Genomic DNA, 22060 nt, shown 5'->3' with positions numbered 1-22060 from the left:
TTAACCGGATCGCGGCAATGAGGGTTACAAGGCGTATGCCGGGGATTGTAAAAAAGGGGGAAGAATGGCGTTATGCGGCGCAGCTTGTTCGATCAGCAAGAGCGCCAGGTGCTTCTCCAGCAAACCGTCTTTGGCGTATTTTGCAGTCAAGCGCCGTGCATCCCGAACCCAGCGCATATCGCCGGTGAGCTGGTGCATCCTGAGTAATGCAAATACCCGAAGCACCGGATCTTTGGGTTTCTTTGCCAGTAGCGCGCGCGCTTTGTAATGCGGTTGCGCCAGAACATCATGCGCCAGCGACCAGAGCCATATGTGCCCCTTTTGTGCTTTGCCGAATGCTTCAAGCCGGGCTGTCAGATCGGTTGGAATGGCCGCGGCGCCGCACTGGATAAGCGCCAGTATCGCCATCAACCGGAGCGGTTCTGTTGAATCATCAACGGTTTTGCGAGAACCGGCGGCCGTCTGGAATGACTCAAGGCTGCGCGAAGCCCAATCGGCCAGAGGCGTTACGTCGATGTGGCGGAAACTGCTGCCGCTAATCATGGTAGCTGCCGCCAGAATGGCAGTGAGAACCGCGGATTCATCCGTCAATAATCCTGCTGCCGCCACGAATTTTTCAATCGCCTGCCGCTCGGCGACCGTGTCCGAACGCGCTCGCGCAATCCGGGCGGCAACTGCTGGTGTCAGCCAGCCGGACTCGGTTTGTCCTATTAAAACATCGGCGGCTGCCAACAGCTCGGTGTCTTCCAAAGTCACAGCGGCTCGCAGCGCGAACCAGGCGCGATGCAGCGGAAGCTCCTTGGATGGCTGGAGATTACGTGTTTCTTCAAGCTTTGCCTCGAGCAGGGAACCAGTGGCATCAGGCCAGCGCCGAGGCATTCTCCGTTTCCAATCTGCTGCGGCAAAAGCCTGCGCCAACTCTGCAACTGCCGGGAAACGCTGTTCGGGTTGTTTTGCTAACCCCCGGTTAATGACGGTTTCGACAGGGGGCCAAGCGGCTACGCCGCGGCTGGCGAAAGGCAGCGGAGGGCGTTCCGCGATGTTGCGCAGCAGTTCCCCTTGAACTGCCGGTGTTTCGATCGGGTGCAAGCCGGTCAGTAAGAGATATGTCATGACGCTGATGGCGTACTGTTCCGAGGCCGGGCTTGCAGCGGGCGGGATCCGTCCGTCCAATAAAGCGCTTGCCATCTGCGGATCGTAGAATTGCGGAATGCCGGTTCGCAACGGATCGGTCGCATCAGTAGCTCGATCAAGCAAGCAGGCGTTTCCAAAGTCAAGAATGACGATACGTCCGTCGTCACCAGCCAAACAGTTGCCGGTGTGTATGTCGCCATGAAGGATGCCGCCGGCATGGAGTCTGGCGTATGCTTGCAGCATTTTTGCGACGATTCCGTGAAGTCGGCGCCAGTCGCGGGCAGCGCGAGCGCGTTGCGCAGCGATTGCGATCGACACGCCGTCACACCATTCCATCGCGATAAATGCACGTTCCTGTTGGATGCCGTGTTCCAGCAACCGTGGACTATCGATTCCCCGCAGCCGGTTCAGTATCTTTGCTTCCTTCTCGAATAGGCCGAAAATTGCTGGCCGGTTCGCCTGAGAAATTTTCAATGCAATCAATGTGCCGTCAGTTTGCCGGGCGCGGTAGATCTCGGTGTCCTCCAGTGAACGCACCAGTGCTTCGATTTCATAGCCTGCAAATTCCTGCCCGGCGCCGAAACCCGGTTCCGGAGATTGCGTATCAGGAGAGTCGTGCGGAACCAGAATTCTAATCTCGACCAGAGTCGCCAGCGCGTCAAACGCCATATCGAGCATTGCCATCGGGTTCTGGCCGTGCGTCTGGCTGAAACGCAAAATTGCATCGGTCAGTAGACTCGGTGTGTGAAATTCTTTAATCAGTTCGGCAAGGGGACGGGGTAAAAGCCGCGTAGTGATGCGAAATCCCGGGCGAGTGACAACGAATTGATCGTCCTCAACATAACCGATTTTAGCTTGCAGCCGGGGTGACAACCCGGAAACCGGCAGCAGTTTTGCATCCGGCGGCAACACAAATAGCGTGGTCGTAAAATCAAATGACCCTGGAATCACGACGGGTTCATTTTCCAGAAATCTTGGGCAACTGGAACCCAACGGTCGGAATCAATACCGGAATTGCGAAGACCGGTTAATGCGATAGCGACGTGATCGGCGCCGGGATCCGCAGCGGATATAACCAGACTGGCCGCCAGGCGTTTGGTTATCCAGGATCGCCAACTGACCGCCGATGCTCCCACGGGAGGATCGATTCCAGAGGAAACCAAACCGTTTCCGGCAATTTCTGCAGTGAATGGTACGCCTTGCACCGGACAATCTTGCAATGATTGGTCAAGCGCTGCCGCGACCTGCAGCATGTGAGCATCGTTATCAAAGTAAGCGACGATTTTATCGGGTCGCAATAACCCTTCGATGCCTCGTCCGACTTTAAAAGACCGGACTTCGGTGCGAACAAACTGTTCAGCGATGATAGGGAAAGCATCGCTTAAGGCTTCCGGTTTTGGACTGACATACAGCTTGCAAGCGGTGGAAAGCTGCTGCGGGAGCGCCGTTCTCGCAAAAGAATACCAGCCGGAGAGTGAATGAGCGTCATAACCGGCTTCCAGCAGGCGGCGGATATGCGCGCCTTTTGTTAAACTCAAAATTGCCAGCGGATCGTCATCGGGACCGAAATCGCGTTCAATTGCCGGAGTGCATGGCGCGGTACCGAAACGATAGAGCCAGCGCGCGACCACTGCAGGTTCAGTGCAGGTGCCTGCAGCGGCCATGCGGATAGCGGCCAGAGACAATGCCGCGATACGATTGCACACCGCCATGGCCGGATTCGTCTAACCTAGACTCTTCAATGCCTCTTGCAATTGCGTGCGGACAGTGTCCACTTCAGCGCCCCGGGGTGCCTGTGCAGCCGCGACCTTATCGACATACGCCACGGTCTGCGCCAGTTGCTTTCTGAGCCGGTGCAATTCCGTTACCCGGTGAACCGAAATGCCGGTATGAACCACTGGGGTCAAGGTCGGCGGTATGGTTTCGTAAGAAGTCCCTCCACAATCGGGATTGGGCAACCCGACGCTGCCTCCGCCGCCGAGCGATGCGAATGCGGCGCTGGCAACCACGGCAGCACCGATCTCATGAATGGCTGAACGGATAATAGGATTGCCGCCGACGTCGTTTTGCACGAATGCGCGCGCAACTTCGTCAAATTTTTTGGCTTTAACAGCTTCGGTAATCGTTCCGCGAACGGCTTCGATCAATCCGAGATTCACGAGAACACTGGCAACCGGTGAAATCGGCGAGGGCGGTGTTTCGTCATCCGGTCCGGGCAGCCATGTTCCGCCACGGCCTCCGCCACTGATACTGATTGCTAAATCTTTGATGAGAAAATCTTGTTTGGCGAATTTCTTGCTCATGACAACCTCCATTGTTGTATGGTTACATGTACATAAAGCCACAGGTAGGATAGGAAAAAGCTTTTCCTAAGATTGAACATACTGAAAGTCTCTAGTGTTGTCAAATAATTGGCGCGGTAAACGGATAATTTCCTTGAACTGCCGTTAGCCGCGTCAATTAACCCGTGATACGATGCGCAAGTTTTGACAACGATTGATCAGCCATGACCATTGATCCCGGGATACTCGCGTTGCATGCCGACATGCAACGCTGGCGCAGACACATCCACCAGCATCCGGAAACGGCTTTTGAAGAAGTCGCGACGGCCCAACTGATTGCGAAGCAACTTCACAATGCCGGTATCGAAGTGCATCAGGGGTTGGCGAAAACCGGCGTCGTCGGCGTGCTGTGCCGTGGCAACAGCCGCAACAGCATTGCGCTGCGCGCCGATATGGATGCGCTGTATATCCAGGAACAAAACCGCTTCGATCACGTGTCATGTCACAAAGGCAAAATGCACGCCTGCGGCCACGACGGGCATTGCGCCATGCTGCTCGGTGCCGCTCACTATTTGGCTAAGCATGGCCGTTTCGACGGCACCGTGTATTTTATTTTCCAGCCGGCGGAAGAATGCCGTGCCGGGGCGTTGCAAATGATCGACGAAGGCTTGTTCGAACAATTTCCGGCGCAGCGGGTGTTTGGCATGCATAACTTTCCGGATGTGCCGGTGGGGCATTTTGCCGTCAAAACCGGGCCGATGATGGCGTCGTTCGATTGCTTTGAAATCACTCTGAAAGGCCAAGCCACGCATGCCGCCATGTCGCATCTCGGCAACGATGTGCTGGTCGCCGCGGCGCACTTGGTCACGCAACTGCAAACTATCGTCAGCCGCCGGATCGACCCTGCCGATGCTGCGGTGGTCAGTGTCACGCAAATACACGGCGGCAATACCTGGAACGCACTGCCGGATTCCGCCGTCATTCGCGGTACTTTCCGCAGCTTCAAAAATTCCGTGCGCGAGCAACTGGAACAGGGTATCCGCCAATTGGCGCAAAGTGTCGCGCAGGGTTTTGGAATTCACGCCGGTATCCTGTTTAACCCCGAAAATCCGGGTTATCCGGTTACTATCAACAGCCCCGCCGAAACCGCCGGCGCCATTCGTGCCGCAATTGCCGTCGCCGGTGAGCAATGCGTCGATACCGCACCAACTCCCAGCATGGGCGCCGAGGACTTCGCCTTCATGTTGCAACAAAAGCCGGGTTGCTACATCTGGATCGGCAACGGCAGCTCGGAAGGCAGTTGCTTGCTGCACAATCCTAATTATGATTTTAACGATGACATTCTGCCGCTGGGCGCGGCGTACTGGGTCCGGCTGGTGGAGAATGAATTGCCTGGCTAGGAGAGCACTGATTAATTGACTATACGAGCGAATCACTTTGTTGCGCGGCACTCGCTTCCTCGCCTATCTTGTTGATATGTCTCGATTGCTGCGTTCCGTGCGCCTCGCGCTTCATCTCGTTCGTCGAATTAATTAGCGTTTCCTTAAGCCATTACCAATAGCCCGGCTAAGTCAGGCATCATGCGGAGAAAGGAGTGGAATGCAAAATCGGAAAGCTATTCTGAAAGCAGGTGCTTTCGCGGGTTTTATGGGTGCGGCGGCATTTGTTGTGTATGCCGTTTTTAGCTCCAGCAGCTCAACAGCCGCGATTGGTCTGATATTTATCCCTTTTTATGGTTTCTTGGGAGCGGGTATATGCTGGGCTTTGGTTTACAGCGCTTTTGCTTGGTATGATCTACGTTCCGGCAATGCTTCGTGGCGTAGCGGGCATGTGCTTTTTGCATGGATGTTTTCGGTCTCGCTCTTGCTTGCGGGACTGGGTTTATTTATGCAACAGAGCGCGCATTCGATTGCGAAAAATCCGGCTTCCACTGCGGATGCTCTGGAACAGGTGAGCCAACGCTGGATTCCCTGGGGACGCCGGGAGATCGATACCGCGTTGGCGCAGCATCCATCGGCGCCGCAGGAGCTTCTCGGCAGACTGGCGGATTCCGGCGACGATGCCGTGGTGCAACAGGTTGGCGCAAATCCCAATACGCCGCTAGTGATTCTGGAAAAGATCGCCGCCGGGCCGCTCACGTATGGGCGGGTTGCGGGATTGGCAGGCAACCGCAATATTTCACGGGCGATCATGGAAAAACTGCTGGCGGCAGCGAATCATGATGTTAACGTTGCCGATCCGGTTCGTCTGAGTTTATACAAAACCTACGTATTGGCTGCGCTCGCCGCCAATGCCGCGCTACCGCAAGATCTCTTCGACCGGCTGGCTGCAATCGATGCGCCGGTGCATTTTCTGGTGCTCGCGATCGTCAATGCGCCCCGCGCTAACTGCGAGCAACTGTCCCGGTTGCTGAGTTCCGGACCTTCGCTGGAGAATGCCAGTTTATATCATACCGTGGTGAGAAAACTGCGCGAGAAGGCTTGCCCGGAAGAAGATTCATCGGAACGCTGATTAATTGACTGCACCAACAATTTCGCGGCAGGGCGTGGCTTCTGAAGCGTAATGCAGCAGGTAATAAACAATTTCCGGCGGATTCATATTCGTCGAATGGTACTTTACGGAATTGCATAACAAGGGGATTGAAATGAATCTTGCGAGGATACTGTTTTTCTTGTTGTTATTTCTCCTGATCCGTGGCGCGCATGCGTATGCGCAGGCGGACGATGGACGAACAAGCGACTCAGTGATAAGTATCGAGAAAATCTCTTTGTGGAATCCGCAACTCAGAGGAATCAGAGTCGAGAACGATGAACCGGAGACTCTGATCCGGATAGGAATTAATGACCGGTTGGTATTGACGGTGCGTAATCTGAAAGCCCTATTGGAAGCGAAAGAGAGCTGCGCGGCGCAATCGAATTGCAAACGGAATATTGTTCTTTATCTGAACGATCTCAAAATAAGTGAGCTTGCGGCAATTAATTTAAGAGAGGGTTATCGGGACGGAACGATTACATTCGACCTTAAATACGGTTCCAGGGATTCCGGGAACAAGCAAAATTGGATCAGCTTGCTCGGCGCGCCCATTCCGAATTTCGGTTCGGCTGAAGATCCGGAAAATGGCAAGCCTAAGCCCGGTTTTTTTACCCGCCCGGTGAATGTTGCAATTGGATTGGATGATGGTTCCAAATGGATTCCTTTTGAAAATATTGTTAGGCAAAATGACAAGGAAACTCCGCTTTACGTATTACTCGAGCAGGTAAATCCGCTTAAATTCATAATTTTCGTTTCTCTCTTGATCATTATGATCGGGTGTATCTGGTGGTTTGAGCCGCTCCGGGCAGCGTTGAAAGAATCGCTGTCCGATATCGGTACTAAACCGGAAACGGGTTCCAAACCGTGGAGTCTGGCGCGCTGCCAAATGGCTTTCTGGTCTGTGCTTGTAGCCGTATCCTTTGTTTCCATTTGGGTAACGACCGGTGCATTGAATGAAATCAGCGATAGCGCGCTGGCACTCATCGGGATTGGCACCGGCGCCGCGTTAGGGTCCGCCGCCATTGATGTTTCCGGGGATTCTCAGTCGAAACGCATTGATGATCTCGAATCAAAACTGATTACGATGCAAGGAGAGGCGCAAACTATTGAACAGGAGCTCCTGCAGAATCAGACTTTTACTGCGGATCAGAAGAGATATAAGGAAAGAATGTTGAATGCATTGCAACATAATCAAGCATTGCTGAGAGAAAGGATTCTGAGAATCGCGGAAAATAACCTAAGCCAGAGTTTCCTGAGAGACATACTGAGCGATCCGGAAGGCAATACAGCGTTTCATCGCGTACAAATTTTAATCTGGACGCTCATTCTCGGCATTATCTATGTTCATTCGGTTTGGGAAACTCTGGCGATGCCTGAATTCAGCCCGACTTTGCTTGCATTGCAAGGGTTGAGCGCAGGGGCTTATTTGGGATTTAAGATTCCTGATAAAAAATCTTAATAGCTACCGGGCTGCGTTATCAGAGTTAAAGTAATGTGAAAAGACTGAGCGGGATGAATTGCCCGGCGGACGGTGCGGAATTAGCGGACAATGAAAGATTCTGGCGGCGCCTTATACTGAAATTTCAGACAGCGCAGTTGAGCGAGTGATATGCTGTAAACCGGTTTCCGGGCTACCGAAAGTACGCTGATAGATTCAATCTGTTGACCAATGATTGGGAGAAAAACAAAATGATGGATAAAATTATCTATGGTGCGGCAGCCATTGGAATGATTGTCGCCATTGCCTATGGCGGATCATGGCTGTATCAATTTCTGGTTGAATTCTTCAAAAAAGCGATATAGCCTGAAAAAAAACTCCGGAGGGGATGCTTTCATGAAGGTGCAGATTAACGAGAAATTCATGATTCCTTTAACGGCGGGCAATGCGGTCGGCAAAGGGTGGACCAGTGCGACGCAGCATCGGCCGATGGGAGTGACCTGGCATTGGACGGCGTCGTGGGATCTGCAAGGTTGCCGGGATACCATCGGCGGCAGCCACCCGGCGCAACAGGGAATTGCTTCGGCGCATTACGGGGTGGGACGGAGCTTTTCGGAAGGCATTGACCGTTATGTATCGCTGGATAACCGGTCATGGCATGCGGGGAAGAATCAGCTCTTGCGCTGGGATGGACAGCCATCCAATGACCGCACCAAAGGCGCGCGCGCCACCATTGGCGTTGAGACCGTGAATATCGGTTACGCGCGCGACGGGGTAAAGGCTGGCGCGGATTGGATCAAGGCGCATTCTCCCAATGGCAAGCAAGCGATGTTGATTCAGCCTTGGACGGAAGAGCAGATCGCAATGATGATTCAAGCCGGGCGTGAGATTGTCGAACGCTGGCCTGCGATTACCTGGCAGGATCATCACGGTCATCACGATGTTTGTCCCGGATATAAAGTCGATGTGGCGGGATTTCCTTTTGCCCGGGTGTTGCGCGGCATTTATGAGGATCCCGGTATTCCGGACATTTGGTCGCCGTTCTGGACGGCAACACAACGGCAGCGAGCGCTGGTTAAGCTGGGTTACGATTTGGGCCGTTTCGGTCCGAATGGCGATGGAGTCGATGGCGATTGGGGGCGCGCGAGCGATGTCGCGCTTTCGGCTTTTCAGAAACAGAATGACCTGGTCGTCAACGGTTATTGGACGACCTTTGTTTCACGCGCTGCTTGGAATGTGCTCGTGGCTCGCGGTATCGATCCGGATTCGCTGATTTAGCGTTGCGGCGCTTGCCGGAGTTCTGTTCATTATCTGCACAGAGGAGTGACATGATGCCTTATCCCGCGTTGCAACTGGTGTCCGACGGTATCAAACGGTTAGCGGTGTACCGCGATCCGCTTACGAAACCAGCAGATGCGGTCATTTGGCTGCACGGCGGTAATGGCGATGCAGTGGAATTTCTGAATGGTATCCGCCCGCGCGTCGATGTGATGGATATTGCTCCACAAGGATTGGTGACCGGTTCCAATCCGGGATGGACGAACCCTTGGGAATCCGATATTCCCGAGGAGGCGATTGACAACTTGATCGATGTGCGGTTTATGGCTTCGCTGGAAGCTCAAGTCCGCATTCAATTTCGCTTTGTCAAACGTGTCTGGCTGTGCGGATTTTCCGCAGGCGGCGGCCTGGTCTGGTCGGTTTGGGCGATGCAGCCGGTAATTCCGCAAACATTCAGCGGTTTGTGCGCAGTTGGCAAAAAGCTGCGCCGTACCCCGGAGAATGCCTGGAAATGGAACGCGGCGGCGGTACCGGCTATTCCCTTTGTCATGATAAATGGCGCCAACGACTCACCGGATGATGAATCAACCGGATCCGGCGAGCATTTTTCCTGGCAGGAAAGCTATGCGCAGGCACGTTTAGTGAATGGAAACACCGTCAATGAGCCGGTTGTTTCCGGTTATTCCGTTTGTGGTGAACCGTCCAATCTGGTACGCTTAAAAATTGCTTCCGGCGGGAAAGCACCCGCTGCCCGCTATGTCGTGGAAGGTGTGGGGCATGTCTGGCAATCATGCGAGTCGTGCCATACGGATGACCTGGTGATTGAACGCTTCCGGGCTTTTGGACTGGGCTGGTAGTTTTGTTCGCAAAAATGATCGATGTGTGGCTGTGAAGTAGGGCAGACTGAGTCTGTTTTAAGAAATTATTGATCGCCGCCGGGGTCGTGTTTGACAGTATCTGCCGCCTTCAGTACACTGATTCAAAGCAATCAATTGCTTAGTCCCCTTTTAATTTCCTTCGAGAATCACAAAATTTAATTTCATGGATATCAGTTCAATTCCCGTTGGCGCGAATGTGCCTGACAACGTTAATGTCATCATCGAAGTGCCGACCGGCGGCGAGCCGGTTAAATACGAATTCGATAAACGTTCCGGTGCATTGTTTGTCGATCGTATCTTACATACCCCGATGCGTTATCCGGCGAATTATGGTTTTATTCCGCACACACTGTGCGATGACGGCGATCCGCTCGATGCGCTGGTAATCGCCCGTTCGCCTTTCCTTGCCGGTTGCGTGGTTCGCGCCCGGCCGATTGCATTGCTGCACCTTGAAGACGAACATGGTGGCGACGAGAAATTGATTTGCGTGCCGGACAACAAAACCTTTCCCTATTACGCGCATGTTTGCGAGCGCGATGATTTGCCGGATATTGTATTTCAGCAAATCGAACATTTTTTCACGCATTACAAAGACCTTGAACCGGAAAAATGGGTGCGCGTCGGCCATTGGGGAACTGCAGCCGAGGCCCGGGATATGGTGATGCGCGCCATCGAAATGGCCAATGTCGCGGATAACAATGGATGATAACGAGACCGGATTGCCATGTGTCATCCGGATTTGATGATTAACGGGGAGGACAATCATGAAAATTGTACGAAGCATGTCGTGGCATCCGGGGTTTTTAGCGGCTGTTTCCTTAATATTGGCACTGGTGCTGACGGGTTGTACCGTAAAACTGATCAGCAGTTATGACGAAGCGACCGACCGGGCGGTCACGGATTTGCAACGGAAGACAGAGGCGCATTTGGTGGTGTTGGAATCGGTGGAAGGGTTGCCGGAATGTACTTTTGATCATCATAAACAATTTTATGACGAGGCTAAGGTCGACGTGAGCGCGATTACCGTTCGTGCCGCGGCAATTCCCAAAAACGATATCACCACCCAACAAACCGCGTTGCTTGCCAGTAACTTTGATAACCTTGAAAAGCTGCATAGAATCGCTTGCTTGTCGAAAGATCAAATCACGCTCGTGCGTTCACATTTCAATACCAGTTTTACAGCTATCTTGAAACTGGAGCTTGCCAAACGCCGTGGCGAGTGATTTTCCATTTAGCAGTTCTAATTTGAGTGTAAGGAGAACAACATGAACCTTGATGCGGTTAAACTGGGAAAAGACATCGTGGCTGCATTGAATGGCAGCCTGGGTGATAAATGGCCGGATGTGAAGGATTATGCGGAATCCGAAGCGAAGAAACTGGCACAAACGCTGGTGATGATTGGAACATTGCGAGCAGCCGGTAAAATTAACGACGAACAAGCGGCGCTTCACCTCGAGATGCAGAAAAATGCGTCACGCATGGTGTTGATGACAATCGAGGGATTGGGCGTGCTGGCTGCGGAAGCGGCGATCAATGCGGCGCTCGGCGTCATCAAGGATACCGTTAACAAAGAAATCGGGTTTATATTGCTGTAACGATGCGTAATGATTGTTTGACGGGACGGCAAAACCGCAATTAAACCAATCCCAGCAACATCCGGATGCCTAAACTATAAAGCAAAACCACAAAGATTCCTCTCAAAATTCCGGTTCTGGTCGAGTGCGTGAGTTTTGCACCGAATGGCGCTGTCAGCATACTGGCGGCCACCAGCATTGCCAGTGCCGGTAAATAGACGTATCCCAAGCTGTATTCCGGCAGATTTTCTCCATGCGCTAATCCGTTGGCTATGTAGCCGGCAGTACCGGCCAATGCGATTGGAAAACCGATTGCAGCAGCCGTGCCGATAGCATGTTGCAGCTTGACGTTACAGAGCGACAAAAACGGTATCGATAACAATCCGCCGCCAATGGCAACCAGGCTCGATAAGGCGCCGATGATACCACCGGCAAGGAACATGCCGGCTTTCCCCGGTAACTGGAAAATCGCGCTGGGGCGGAATTGCAGCAGCATTTGTGTGGCCGCGTAGAAAATAAAGATAACAAAAACCAAGCTTAGAAACTGTCCCGTTAGCGAACCTGCCAGAGTCGCGCCGCTGAAGGTGCCAACAACAATGCCGGGAGAAATGTTTTTTACGATTTGCCAGTCAACCGCGCCATGACGATGATGTGTTCGCAAGCTGGCTATCGATGTGAAGATGATGGTCGCCATGGTGGTGCCGAGCGCCATGTGAATGATGCGATCAGCTGGAAAATCTTGAGCGGTGAACAACGAAATCAATACCGGAACGATGATCAAACCGCCGCCGATACCGAGCAAACCCGCGAAGAATCCGACAAATCCCCCGGTCAACAAATAAATTACCCACCATTCCATGATTGAGCCGCTAAGAAAAAAGATCGGATTATAGAATGGTCAGAATGAATTGCCACTCTGCCGGATCAACCGGCGTGATTGAAAGCCGGTTACCGGTTTGCAGCACGCGCATTTTTTGCAATTCAGGATACCGTCTGAGTTCCTTGATCGGAACCAAGCGGGTTCGTTGTACCAGCGTAAGTTCAACATTAAACCACCGCGGATTGTGAGGCGAAGCTTTAGGGTCGAAATATTTGCTGGCAGGATTGAATTGCGTTGCATCCGGGTACGCCGGTTTGCTGACCCTTGCGATTCCCAGAATGCCGGGATCTTTGCAGCAGGAATGATAGAAAAATACTGAATCGCCGATGCTCATTTGATTACGCATGAAGTTGCGCGATTGATAATTGCGCACGCCTTCCCAGGCAATGGTTTGGTTGGGTTGCGCCAAAAAATCCTCGATACTGAATTCGTAAGGTTCTGATTTCATTAACCAGTAGCGCATTTTTAGAAAAACTGTAAATTGGAAGGAAGTTTGTCTCGATAAAATCTTTCAATGTGTTCTCGCAAATATGCTATTTTGGCTGCATTATGGATGCACATTCTAACTTCTTTTGCGATGAATAATCACACACTTTCTGATATTACGGTCGATGTATGGGTTCAGGGTGGGCCGCTTACACTTCCTGATTTGTTGGGTTCGGTCGTTTTGATCGAAGTTTTCCAGGTCAATTGCCCCGGTTGTTTTATTTATTCGCTACCGCGCGCGATTGATTTGCATCAGCGCTATCACCAGCAAGGATTAGCGGTGATCGGTCTGGCCACTGCCTTTGAGGATTACGATAAAAATACGTTGGAGAATTTGCGGAAATTGGTGACCACCGGTGAAGTAATCGGTGAAACACTAAAAGCATTGGATCAGTATGGCATGCTGTCTGAAGGCAAGCTGGCCTGGAAAATACCTTTTGCCGTGGGAATGGATCGTGTCGTGGCGGAAACCGAACCCGTTACCGACGAACGAGTGCAGCAGTATGCTCATGAATTCTTGCCGAATTTTGAAAATTTTACCGACGATCAAAAAAAATCGGTGTTGCAGCAGGTCAGGCATTATTTGGAACAAAAATCAATGCGCGCTGAAACTTTTGAACGCTTTGCTTTGCAAGGAACGCCGTCTTGTATTTTGTTCGATCGCAAAGGCGAGTTAAAGGATGTTTCATTTGGTCAGATCGACTACAAGCAAGCCATGGTCGAGCATTTCTTGGCGGAAAAATAGCCGTTGCTGATTCCAATATTACCTGCCCAAGGTTGTTAATTTATCCTCAAGCCAGTTTTCAAAAGCTGGGTGATTATCAATGTTGTACTGCCAGCATTGCAGGTTCAGTGTTTTACCAATGAGGATATTCTGCGGTTGATCGTCGATATAAACGGTTAATGCTGGGTTGAGCCGGAATGTGTTTATGGCGTGCCGGTAGATTGCAGGATCAGGTTTCAGAAAACCGACTTCAAACGATAACACTCTATGCTGAAAAAAAGAAAACTCGGGGTATCTTGTGAAGATCCATGGCGAGTGAATGGCATTGATATTGGATATCAAGATCAATGTGTAATTGGCGGCGGCAAGTTTGCGAACGCACTGCCACATGGGTTCATTGACCGTGAAGATTTGCTGCCAGGTTTGATAGAACTGTTCCTGGGATGCGTTGCTTCCGAGAGCTTTCAGCGCCCAATCGGCGTAGCTGCCCGGATCAATGAATCCGGTTTCAAGTGCGTTCTTTCGTTCGAGTACGTGACGGATCCGTTCATGGGGATTGGAAACAGTGTCCGGGATCAATCGAATCAGCGAAGATTCAAAATCAAAATCCAGTAACACTTTGCCAATATCAAACAGAAACGTTGTTGGTGCAGGAAGAGGGGAGAGGGTGTTTTGCTGCATGATGAGATTTTATGATGTCGCAGATGAGAAGCGTAAAATCAAAAGGACAAGAAACATTGATTCAATATTTCTTGTCCCGAAATGGCTCCCCACATATGCCGTCAGGCTATCATCTTGAACCATACGGTTCAAGGCGGCTGTTTCATGGATACATCAGGCACATCCCCTAAAGGCGCGCACAACAGTATCACTAAATTCCACAGCCAGTTTCCAACAATTGGTTCAAAGAATATAAACCTTAACAAACATCGCAGGGATTAACTTTAACCGCGATAACATTAATTTTCCTTCAATGTTATCGCTTCATCAACTTTCTTTTTTAACGCTACAATTCTACGCTTAAATTCTTCTATGTCAAAACCGCTTCCGTGGCGGAGCGATAATAATTCGTGGGTTATTTTTAACGCCGCTATAATCGCAATTCTATCGGAATCGACAACTTTCCCTTCGGCCTTGATTTCCTGAATTTTATTATCAAGATAAACTGCCGCTAGTTGAATTTCTTCTCGTTCTTGTTCTGGGCAGTTAATTTGAAACTCTCGTCCCATGATATTGATTTTTAGCAATTCATTATTCATTTTTTGGAATAGTCGTCAAAAGTGTTTCAAGCCGGTCTGCGGCAACATGAATTTTCTCATTGAGCTTTTCACATTGCTCGTGAGAAGCTGCCAGCTCTTTGCGCAGCTTACTGTTTTCGGAACGGCTATCCTGATACAAACGAATGAGCAGATAAACCCTTTCTTCCAGAAATTTCAATTCTGTTTCCATGTGACACTAACTCTCGAATAATTAACAGGTTATAGAATATGTAACCAATTTACAATTCTGTTTATGTGCCCTAGAAACATTATATTTTAGTTGTTGAATTATTATTTATTTGGTTATGCAAATATCTTGCAGATTAAAGTTTATTATGGGTCCCATCGCAAAACGGACGGTTGCCGGTTTTTTTGCAAGTGCATAGCCAAGCGGTTTTATTTTCGCTGACAGAAAATTTATGAGGCGTAAATCCGGTGCCTCTGTGGGAGCCATCGCAAAAAGGTTGCGATTTACTCTGACCGCAGGAGCACCAAAAGTAATCTTTTCCTGATTCAAGTTTTACTTCTATTGGTGAAAAACGTTGTGCTTGATTTGAAGATTCGCTCATTTCTATATCTCTTTAACAAAATATTAATATCAGATCGTTTAAATAACCATGTTTACATTAGAAAGATGTATTTCTTAGAGATTTATCTTTTTTATTAATAAGATATATCATTATTCTATTTTTTTTCTAATAAGATTCTCTAATAGATTGTAATAAAAAGGTTAAGCATAAGTTCCAATTTGATAGCGATTACGGATGCTTACGTCATTATCTTTAGTTTTGGGTTGAAAAAATTTAAACAAACAGCCGTAATGCGCTTGGACTACCAGCCAAAATATGGTTATTTTTCATTACATTCTGTATTTCAATCAGTTGCTGTTTGCTTCTTTGAATTCCACTATCGCTAAGTGGCACGCGGTTATCATCAACCATAATTCCCCCCAGCGTATTTGAGAAGATTTTTGCAAGGTGTGTCATTTGATCAAAAACTCTCTCTCCATGCGCCACTCGTGGAACATCCAACAAAAATGTGACGCCGTGTGTGGTTAATGATTTCATGTTATCCGGCAGGAATGGCGAGGATTCATAGTTACTGAGCGTGAATAGGGTATTGTTGCTATCATCGCGATATTTAAACAATCCGTCTGAATCAAGCTTGAATCCGGACGCTTCCGCTAACGCGCGAATTTTGGTGCCGACAAAAGCACCGTCATCTCTACTAATGATATTGATACCGATCATGACATCGACGTCAGCGCAAAATTTGTCAAGCGCGACGGCTTTCTCGTGGGTGCTGACAATATCCGGGCATTCGGCCGTGGCTTGTGTTTGCGATGCGAAGTCAAGCACCAAATCGCGGAATTTGGATAAATTCACTTCACTGATCGGGCCGGCTCTATCCGCCAGCTGCAGACAGCCTTTGATATGGCCGTAACCATCGCTGTCAACGTTGGATTCATTGGTGATTTCCTCCCAAGGCTCATCTTTGTCGGGTTGTCCCAGCCAATAGACAGGTTTTCCAAAATCGAATTTTCTCTGTAGTAATTTTGCGATATGCGTATTAGGTATGACTGAGTCCGAGCGGATATTGACGATATAACTGGTATTGTTGTCATAATCAAGCAAAGGCGAAGTTGCGGCTGAACTACTCACGATATTTGCATGAAAAGATGGGGCGGTGTGAACGGCCGGAGGAATTGATACTTTTTGGGATTCGTTGAGCGGTAATTCTTTTTGCTGCTCGAGCATATCGGATTGCGGATCCGGTGGCGCTTTATTAAATTTGGGCTCAATACGCTGGAATGGATCTTCGGTATTCTGCTTGTCCAATAGAATGTCATCGTGCTCATGATCGAATGCGGCTTGCACCTTGCGGCGGTAACGCAGCTGTTGCAACCAATTGAAAACCACTACACCAGCAATAACGATGATACCGATGATGATTAAACTTATTTGCAAATCACTCATGCTTATTCTCTCCAAATTTCCTTCTGCTTTTTCTAAAACGGTTGCATTCATCTGCCAAGAAAAGATTACGTCAGCAATCAATGATTGACAACAATCATTGATTAATTGTTACTTTATCCCGCTTTCCCATCTTAATAGCATCTGCCAGATCGACAGCGACTATTCTTGAAACTCCTTGTTCTTGCATTGTAACTCCGATTAGGCGCTGTGCCATCTCCATTGTTATTTTATTATGGCTGATGAAAATGAATTGCGTGCGTTCCGCCATCTTTTTAACCAGTTCGCAAAAACGGCCGGTATTACTGTCGTCGAGCGGGGCGTCGACTTCGTCCAATAAACAAAACGGTGCTGGATTTAGCCGGAATAAAGAAAAAATCAAGGCGAGCGCGGTCAAGGCTTTTTCTCCTCCCGACAATAAATGAATAGAGCTATTTTTTTTACCGGGCGGTTGCGCCATCAGTATCAAGCCGGCATCAACCGTTTTGTCTTCATAAAGCGTAAGCCTGGCATTTCCGCCGGAAAATATTAACGGGAAAATTTCGCATAGATGTTGATTGGTCAAATCCAATGTCTCTTGCAGGCGCAATTGTGTTTCGCGATCGATCTGCTGCATGGCGTGGTCTAATATTGTGATTGCATCGCTCAGATCTTGAATTTGGATCAGCAAATTAGATTCTTTTGCTTTTGCGGCTTCAAGCTCGTCTAACGCGGCAAGATTCACAGCTCCTAACGCCGCAATTCCTGCATTCAGCTGGCGAATGTCGGTTTGTAACGCGGCTGCTTTTTTGTTTTTGAGCAGCGGTATTAGCTGCTCGGTATCAATTCCGGTTTTCTGAATCATTTCATCGAGTTGCCGGATTGCTATTTCTGCGGCTTGTTCTTGAAGGCGGGCTTGGCTGATATCTTCTCGCAAGGCATAGGATTTTTGTTCAAATGCCATGCGGGCATCGCCGATCTGCCGTAACTGACCCGCGATACTTTCGGCCTCGGTCCGGATTCGCGCGGCATCCAGTTTGATTGCGTGGCGTTTTGCCACTGCCGTATTTAAAGTCTCTTGGAGCGGTGACAATTCCACTTGGCTTCTTTCCAGCTGCAAGGCATTGTATTCTTCGTTCAGTCTTTGATAGTTCTCATCAATAGTCAGTAAGCTGTTTTCGATCTCGGTAATTTTGTTTTGGCAGGTCTGCAAATAAAACGCAGCATCCTGTAATTCTTTCGAGGTTTGCAGCATTTTTTGCTGTTGACCGGAAAACTGTTGATTTGCGGCTTCCCATGCAAGCTGAGCTTGGTGCGCGATGGATTTGGAGTTTTCGATTTGTTTCAGATTTTTTTGATACCGTTCACTAGCCGATTGCTGCTGGGCAAGCTCGCTATTCAATGCTTGTTCGATTTCATGTAATTCCTGGCTGATTTGATCACTGCGGTGGATGGCGCGCTCGTGGATTTGCGACTGCTTCACCCACTCGAGTTGCAGTTGGTGGCATTCCTGCTGTAAGCGCTTACTTTTCTCACCCGTTTTGTGAATGACCTGTTTCAACTCATTGCATTGGCGATCCGCTTGAATCATCAATTGCTGCTGTTTTTCGAATTGTGAATCGAGCCGGGCAATTTCTTCACGCAGTTGAATCAGCTCTTTCTGCCGGGATAAAACGCCATGCAAGTGCGAATCGGGGGCATAGAACGTGATGCCGTGACGGGTAATTCTATGTCCTTGCGGTGTTACCAATATTTCTCCGGGAGTGAGCGATGATCTGTGCGCCAAGCCTTGTTGAAGATTCTCAGCGACGTACACATGGCTCAGCCAATTTTCCAGCACCGGCTGGATTCCGGATTGGCCGCAGTTGATATAGGCGAGCAATCGCTTGCAGTTCCTGGCTGTGGAATTGATTCCGGTCACCGGATCAAGAGCGGCGGGGCGGTTTTTTTCAAAAACTGCCCATTTTCCGGTTGGCGCTTCCTCAATCCAGTCCTGTATTTGTTCTAATTGTTCGATCTCAATGCTGTTGAGAAACTCGCGTAATATTGCTTCTAAAGCGACTTCCCACGCAGATTCGATTTGGATTTTTTGCCATAACCTCGGTAAGCCATGCCAATGACGTTGATTCAGCCATGCGTTGAGGTCCTGATTCTCTTCCAGTTTACGTTGTAAGTTTTGTAATGCTTCGAAGCGCGCCGTTGCTTGTGATATGGCTTGTTGAAGTTCCAGAATTTGAGCTGCCGTTTGTTCCTTACTTGCTTGCGCAGCCGACAGTTCGTTCTGAGTATTCCGGGAGGCTAGATTTTCAGCGTTGAGCGTGTTTTCCGTTTGCTTGATCGCGGTTTCAAGCTCGGCTAATTTCCGTGGGTCGATGTATTCCAATTCATTTTTTTCATGGATTAGGCGGTCTCGGCGTATTTCAAGTTGCTGGATATTTTTAATCGAATAAGTTTGATGGTTTTCTTCCAGCTGATTGGCTTGCTCGATAATTAAGAGATTGCGCCGGCTCTCGTTCAATTTATCCTGGCAGTCGCGAAAGCTTGCTTCGATTGCCGGTAGTTCCGCATTCTTCCGGTTATTATTAATAATGCACTGCTGATGAATGGCTTCGGCTTTGTATTTTTCTTGTTGCCAATAGACAAGCTCGTCATTTTTTATGACTGTATTTTCGGCGGATGCCTGCAACCGGCTTTCAATCTGCAGCATCTGTTGGGTGATGCGTTCATGTGTGCTTTGCAAATGACCGATTTCCAGCTCCAAACGCCCGATTTCCGCATCGGCGGCGTACAATTCTCCCTGGACTTGGAGCTGTTTCTCATTAATGGCACTCTCATTTGTACGAGTGTCTTCATATTTTTTTTCTGCATCGCGTTGGTTGAGCAGCGTGCTTTCAAGCTCGGTTTCCCGTTGCAGGATGGTTTGTTGCGCCGAGTTGCGCTGGGCGATGGCTTCGGTTTTATTCAGCAGCCAGAGCAGGGTTTGCGATGTTAACAGTTTTTCTTGTAATAACTGGTACTGCTGCGCCTTCTGCGCTTGAATCTCCATCTGTTGCAGCTGGGTTTCCAACTCTTGCCGGATATCTTCCAATCTTGTGAGATTTTTTAGTGTTTCAGCAAGCCGCGAAGCAGTTTCTTGCTTTCTTTCCCGGTATTGAGAGATACCGGCGGCTTCTTCCAGAAAACTTTTTAATTCTTGCGGCCTGGCCTCTATGATTCTGGAAATCATGCCTTGCTCAATAATGGCATAACCGCGTCCACCGACGCCGGTACCGAGAAAAAGATCCGCAATATCGCGGCGCCTTACGTGTAAGTTATTGATGTAATAGTTTGATTGGCCATCTCGCTGCAAGACTCGTTTAATGGCAATTTCAGCATAGCTGGACCATTGACCGGTTATCTGGTTTAAGTGATTGTCAAAAACCAGTTCAACACTTGCACGGCCAACGGCTTTCCGGTGATCGGATCCTGAAAAAATAACATCTTGCATCGAGTCGCCTCGTAATGCCGAGGCTTTGGATTCACCGAGAACCCAGCGGACCGCGTCGATGATATTGGATTTGCCGCAACCATTCGGTCCCACAATGCCTACGAGGTCTTGCGAGATGGAAATTGCAGTGGGTTCGACAAATGATTTGAAGCCGGCGAGCTTGATTTGTGCTAGTCGCAATTTTTTGTTTAGCGGATTAGGCGGTTATAATAGTCGGCAGCGCTATCTGCGCTTTGTTTAATTTTACCATGAGCAAGAAGAATGACTAGCAAACCCCAGAAGTCTCTTGAAACATTCCCTAATCCCTATGCTGACCGGGATTACCATATTCATATGGAAATCCCGGAGTTTACCTGTTTATGTCCCAAGACAGGGCAACCGGATTTTGCAACTTTGATTTTGGATTATGTCCCCGACAAAAAATGTATTGAGTTGAAAAGCCTCAAACTTTATATCTGGTCATACCGGAATGAAGGGGTTTTTCATGAAGCGGTCACCAACAAAATTCTCGATGATTTCGTCGCTATCCTGAAGCCGAGATACTTGCGTCTAATCGCGCGTTTTTATGTCCGGGGAGGCATTTTTACCAATGTTGCCGTTGAATACCGAAAAAAAGGATGGAAAGGTAAGTCGATGATTTTAAATGATGAATCTTTGAGTGGATCTAATATTCGCGAATGAGTATTGATTATTATTTTAAGTTGATGAGCATAACTTATTGATTTTAAATGACTGTTGCTATTTAATAATTTTCTTATATGAAAAAAATAGTTTGCAAAGACGAATTTTTTATATATCCTGTAGGACGGTATGGATATAAAAAATTTTATATAGATGATTTTAAAAAGAAATAGCTTAATTGTTTTATTGTTTTCGCTAATTTTCTGGTCTTTTTTGTTCTCGTCAATAAGCGCTTACGCTGATAAATTAGTTCCGATCAAAAAAAACCAGCACCATGAAAATTTATGGGATCGCATCCGCAACGGGTTCGCACTGACTCTCCCGCCTGACAATAAAGCGATTCGAAAAATTGAAGCGCCATATACGCAGAATCCTCATGCATTCAATCATATCGTTGCTAGCAGTGAACGTTATTTGTTTTATGTAGTAGAGGAGATCGAACGCCGCAATATGCCGATGGAGATCGCATTGATTCCGGTGATTGAGAGTTCCTATAATCCACTGATTAAATCGGATAACCGATCGGCCGGTTTGTGGCAATTTATCCCGGAAACGGCCAAGATATTGGGTTTGACACAAAATGTGTGGCATGATGATCGCCGGGATATCGTCGCGTCAACGCAAGCGGCTCTTGATTATCTTCAGTATCTGTACCGGAAGTTTGACAATTGGAAGCTAGCGATTGCCGCTTATAATGTCGGTGAGGGGGTTGTCAGTAAAGCGCTTGCCAGGAACTTGCATAAAGGCAGGCCGGTCAGTTTTTATGATTTGAATTTGCCGATAGAAGCCAAGCATTATGTTTATAAGTTATTGGCGATAAAAGATATCGTTACCAATTCTAAGAAATATGGTATTCAACTTCGACCGATACCGAATCGACCGTATTTTGACGAGGTAAAAATACATGAACACATCGATATCTCTCTTGTTACCCGCCTAGCTAATATCTCCGACATTGAATTTACCGCACTCAACCCAGCTTACAACCGTTTTGTCATAAAAGTTTCGGACGAACCGAGGACATTATTGTTGCCAAAAGATAAGAAAGAAATTTTTGTCCAAAATTTGGAAACATATCAAGATCCCCGGTTTTCGTGGCGAATTTACCATGTCCAAAAAGGCGAGAGAATTAATGACATTGCCGCTCGCCATGGAACTACAGTAAAACAACTGCAAACCATCAATGGAATCGCGCGGAATAAAAATCTTGTCTTTGGTCAGAGAATATTGGTGCCACAGTCAGTCTTAGTCGCTGAAAGTAAGAAGGATGGGATTGTTCAGAAGAAAAGGCAGTTCTGGAATGATAAATCCGATGTGCATATTGTGAAAAAAGGCGATACGCTGTATCACATCGCCAGACGTTACCGTACTACGGTTGACCAAATAAAACAGTGGAACAATAGCAATGATAATCTGTCGATCGGTCAAAAACTGTATATCGTAAAAAGCTGATGGGGAATAGACGAAGGCTCCGC

Annotated in this window: 22 protein-coding genes and 1 other RNA gene; 11 read left to right on the top strand and 12 right to left on the bottom strand. The window is 48.7% G+C overall.

Translation table 11 applies throughout. The features are described from left to right. Positions 1-24: 24 nt before the first annotated feature. From RBH92_RS10265 to RBH92_RS10255, 3 genes are read right to left on the bottom strand one after another with little or no spacing between them, the layout of a single operon-like run. Entirely contained in the window at positions 25-2085 is a 2061-nt protein-coding gene (locus RBH92_RS10265; RefSeq protein WP_307931965.1) for a protein kinase domain-containing protein, read from the bottom strand. Next, complete coding sequence (locus tag RBH92_RS10260) at positions 2082-2846, bottom strand: hypothetical protein (RefSeq protein WP_307931964.1); 765 nt, start codon at positions 2844-2846, stop codon at positions 2082-2084. Before RBH92_RS10260 ends, RBH92_RS10265 begins: the two co-directional genes overlap by 4 nt. A gap of 12 nt (positions 2847-2858) precedes the next feature. Next, a complete protein-coding gene (locus RBH92_RS10255) occupies positions 2859-3437 on the bottom strand; it encodes a hypothetical protein (protein WP_292923037.1) in 579 nt (192 codons plus the stop codon). Between the two features lie 203 nt (positions 3438-3640). Here RBH92_RS10255 and RBH92_RS10250 point away from each other — a divergent pair, with 203 nt between their 5' ends. From RBH92_RS10250 to RBH92_RS10215, 8 genes are all read left to right on the top strand, one after another. Then, complete coding sequence (locus RBH92_RS10250; protein WP_307931963.1) at positions 3641-4816, top strand: M20 aminoacylase family protein; 1176 nt, start codon at positions 3641-3643, stop codon at positions 4814-4816. A 199-nt stretch (positions 4817-5015) separates the two neighbouring features. Next, on the top strand, positions 5016-5927 hold the full coding sequence (locus RBH92_RS10245; protein ID WP_307931962.1) for a hypothetical protein: 912 nt from the start codon (positions 5016-5018) through the stop codon (positions 5925-5927). Between the two features lie 133 nt (positions 5928-6060). After that, complete coding sequence (locus RBH92_RS10240; RefSeq protein WP_307931961.1) at positions 6061-7407, top strand: hypothetical protein; 1347 nt, start codon at positions 6061-6063, stop codon at positions 7405-7407. Positions 7408-7782: 375 nt separating this feature from the next. Next, complete coding sequence (locus tag RBH92_RS10235; RefSeq protein WP_307931960.1) at positions 7783-8664, top strand: peptidoglycan recognition protein family protein; 882 nt, start codon at positions 7783-7785, stop codon at positions 8662-8664. Between the two features lie 50 nt (positions 8665-8714). Then, complete coding sequence (locus RBH92_RS10230; protein ID WP_307931959.1) at positions 8715-9521, top strand: alpha/beta hydrolase family protein; 807 nt, start codon at positions 8715-8717, stop codon at positions 9519-9521. A 184-nt stretch (positions 9522-9705) separates the two neighbouring features. Next, a complete protein-coding gene (gene ppa / locus RBH92_RS10225) occupies positions 9706-10248 on the top strand; it encodes an inorganic diphosphatase (RefSeq protein ID WP_307931958.1) in 543 nt (180 codons plus the stop codon). Positions 10249-10306: 58 nt separating this feature from the next. Further along, the gene (locus RBH92_RS10220) at positions 10307-10765 is read left to right on the top strand and encodes a hypothetical protein (RefSeq protein ID WP_307931957.1); all 459 of its coding nucleotides are present in this window, start codon (positions 10307-10309) and stop codon (positions 10763-10765) included. A gap of 42 nt (positions 10766-10807) precedes the next feature. Continuing rightward, on the top strand, positions 10808-11137 hold the full coding sequence (locus RBH92_RS10215; RefSeq protein WP_292923054.1) for a hypothetical protein: 330 nt from the start codon (positions 10808-10810) through the stop codon (positions 11135-11137). 40 nt (positions 11138-11177) lie between these two features. On the opposite strand, the gene RBH92_RS10210 is transcribed toward RBH92_RS10215, so the two are convergent. Together RBH92_RS10210 and RBH92_RS10205 are read right to left on the bottom strand one after the other, a co-directional pair. Beyond that, positions 11178-11975 carry a sulfite exporter TauE/SafE family protein gene (locus tag RBH92_RS10210; protein ID WP_307931956.1) on the bottom strand — a complete coding sequence of 266 codons (798 nt, stop codon included), beginning with the start codon at positions 11973-11975 and terminating at the stop codon, positions 11178-11180. A gap of 28 nt (positions 11976-12003) precedes the next feature. Next, positions 12004-12459: an EVE domain-containing protein gene (locus RBH92_RS10205; protein ID WP_307931955.1), complete on the bottom strand. Its 456-nt coding sequence runs from the start codon at positions 12457-12459 to the stop codon at positions 12004-12006. A 114-nt stretch (positions 12460-12573) separates the two neighbouring features. On the opposite strand from RBH92_RS10205, the gene RBH92_RS10200 reads away from it, so the two are divergent. Next, positions 12574-13227, top strand: coding sequence for a thioredoxin domain-containing protein (locus RBH92_RS10200; RefSeq protein WP_307931954.1), 654 nt, complete (start codon positions 12574-12576; stop codon positions 13225-13227). Positions 13228-13245: 18 nt separating this feature from the next. On the opposite strand, the gene RBH92_RS10195 is transcribed toward RBH92_RS10200, so the two are convergent. The 7 genes from RBH92_RS10195 to smc form a co-directional block, all read right to left on the bottom strand. Continuing rightward, on the bottom strand, positions 13246-13887 hold the full coding sequence (locus RBH92_RS10195; protein WP_307931953.1) for an HAD-IA family hydrolase: 642 nt from the start codon (positions 13885-13887) through the stop codon (positions 13246-13248). Between the two features lie 82 nt (positions 13888-13969). Continuing rightward, positions 13970-14147, bottom strand: a non-coding RNA gene (ssrS, locus tag RBH92_RS10190) — 6S RNA. A gap of 18 nt (positions 14148-14165) precedes the next feature. Next, on the bottom strand, positions 14166-14465 hold the full coding sequence (locus RBH92_RS10185) for a cell division protein ZapA (protein ID WP_307931952.1): 300 nt from the start codon (positions 14463-14465) through the stop codon (positions 14166-14168). Next, positions 14458-14643 (bottom strand): hypothetical protein, encoded by a 186-nt coding sequence (locus tag RBH92_RS10180; RefSeq protein WP_307931951.1) that lies wholly within the window; start codon positions 14641-14643, stop codon positions 14458-14460. Before RBH92_RS10180 ends, RBH92_RS10185 begins: the two co-directional genes overlap by 8 nt. Positions 14644-14788: 145 nt before the next feature. Then, complete coding sequence (locus RBH92_RS10175; RefSeq protein WP_307931950.1) at positions 14789-15034, bottom strand: CDGSH iron-sulfur domain-containing protein; 246 nt, start codon at positions 15032-15034, stop codon at positions 14789-14791. A gap of 234 nt (positions 15035-15268) precedes the next feature. Further along, a complete protein-coding gene (locus RBH92_RS10170) occupies positions 15269-16441 on the bottom strand; it encodes a cell division protein ZipA C-terminal FtsZ-binding domain-containing protein (protein WP_307931949.1) in 1173 nt (390 codons plus the stop codon). 94 nt (positions 16442-16535) lie between these two features. Further along, positions 16536-20084: a chromosome segregation protein SMC gene (gene smc / locus RBH92_RS10165; protein WP_307931948.1), complete on the bottom strand. Its 3549-nt coding sequence runs from the start codon at positions 20082-20084 to the stop codon at positions 16536-16538. 81 nt (positions 20085-20165) lie between these two features. Between smc and queF the strand changes: the two genes are divergently transcribed. Together queF and RBH92_RS10155 are read left to right on the top strand one after the other, a co-directional pair. Continuing rightward, the gene (queF, locus tag RBH92_RS10160; protein WP_307931947.1) at positions 20166-20585 is read left to right on the top strand and encodes a preQ(1) synthase; all 420 of its coding nucleotides are present in this window, start codon (positions 20166-20168) and stop codon (positions 20583-20585) included. Positions 20586-20798: 213 nt separating this feature from the next. After that, positions 20799-22037 (top strand): LysM peptidoglycan-binding domain-containing protein, encoded by a 1239-nt coding sequence (locus RBH92_RS10155; RefSeq protein ID WP_307931946.1) that lies wholly within the window; start codon positions 20799-20801, stop codon positions 22035-22037. Positions 22038-22060: the final 23 nt, after the last annotated feature.

This window comes from Nitrosomonas sp. sh817, assembly GCF_030908545.1.
Classification (GTDB): domain Bacteria; phylum Pseudomonadota; class Gammaproteobacteria; order Burkholderiales; family Nitrosomonadaceae; genus Nitrosomonas.
This window is presented reverse-complemented; position numbering and strand designations above follow the sequence as displayed.

What these genes read in the sequence shown, in the direction of transcription:
- RBH92_RS10235 (WP_307931960.1), top strand. Translation starts at nt 7,783, where the DNA reads ATGAAGGTGCAGATTAACGAGAAATTCATGATTCCTTTAACGGCGGGC.
- RBH92_RS10260 (WP_307931964.1), bottom strand. Translation starts at nt 2,846, where the DNA reads ATGGCGGTGTGCAATCGTATCGCGGCATTGTCTCTGGCCGCTATCCGC.
- RBH92_RS10195 (WP_307931953.1), bottom strand. Translation starts at nt 13,887, where the DNA reads ATGCAGCAAAACACCCTCTCCCCTCTTCCTGCACCAACAACGTTTCTG.
- RBH92_RS10210 (WP_307931956.1), bottom strand. Translation starts at nt 11,975, where the DNA reads ATGGAATGGTGGGTAATTTATTTGTTGACCGGGGGATTTGTCGGATTC.
- RBH92_RS10240 (WP_307931961.1), top strand. Translation starts at nt 6,061, where the DNA reads ATGAATCTTGCGAGGATACTGTTTTTCTTGTTGTTATTTCTCCTGATC.
- RBH92_RS10215 (WP_292923054.1), top strand. Translation starts at nt 10,808, where the DNA reads ATGAACCTTGATGCGGTTAAACTGGGAAAAGACATCGTGGCTGCATTG.
- RBH92_RS10175 (WP_307931950.1), bottom strand. Translation starts at nt 15,034, where the DNA reads ATGAGCGAATCTTCAAATCAAGCACAACGTTTTTCACCAATAGAAGTA.
- RBH92_RS10170 (WP_307931949.1), bottom strand. Translation starts at nt 16,441, where the DNA reads ATGAGTGATTTGCAAATAAGTTTAATCATCATCGGTATCATCGTTATT.
- RBH92_RS10245 (WP_307931962.1), top strand. Translation starts at nt 5,016, where the DNA reads ATGCAAAATCGGAAAGCTATTCTGAAAGCAGGTGCTTTCGCGGGTTTT.
- RBH92_RS10205 (WP_307931955.1), bottom strand. Translation starts at nt 12,459, where the DNA reads ATGCGCTACTGGTTAATGAAATCAGAACCTTACGAATTCAGTATCGAG.
- RBH92_RS10250 (WP_307931963.1), top strand. Translation starts at nt 3,641, where the DNA reads ATGACCATTGATCCCGGGATACTCGCGTTGCATGCCGACATGCAACGC.
- RBH92_RS10200 (WP_307931954.1), top strand. Translation starts at nt 12,574, where the DNA reads ATGAATAATCACACACTTTCTGATATTACGGTCGATGTATGGGTTCAG.
- RBH92_RS10220 (WP_307931957.1), top strand. Translation starts at nt 10,307, where the DNA reads ATGAAAATTGTACGAAGCATGTCGTGGCATCCGGGGTTTTTAGCGGCT.
- RBH92_RS10255 (WP_292923037.1), bottom strand. Translation starts at nt 3,437, where the DNA reads ATGAGCAAGAAATTCGCCAAACAAGATTTTCTCATCAAAGATTTAGCA.
- RBH92_RS10185 (WP_307931952.1), bottom strand. Translation starts at nt 14,465, where the DNA reads ATGAATAATGAATTGCTAAAAATCAATATCATGGGACGAGAGTTTCAA.
- ppa (WP_307931958.1), top strand. Translation starts at nt 9,706, where the DNA reads ATGGATATCAGTTCAATTCCCGTTGGCGCGAATGTGCCTGACAACGTT.
- queF (WP_307931947.1), top strand. Translation starts at nt 20,166, where the DNA reads ATGACTAGCAAACCCCAGAAGTCTCTTGAAACATTCCCTAATCCCTAT.
- RBH92_RS10230 (WP_307931959.1), top strand. Translation starts at nt 8,715, where the DNA reads ATGATGCCTTATCCCGCGTTGCAACTGGTGTCCGACGGTATCAAACGG.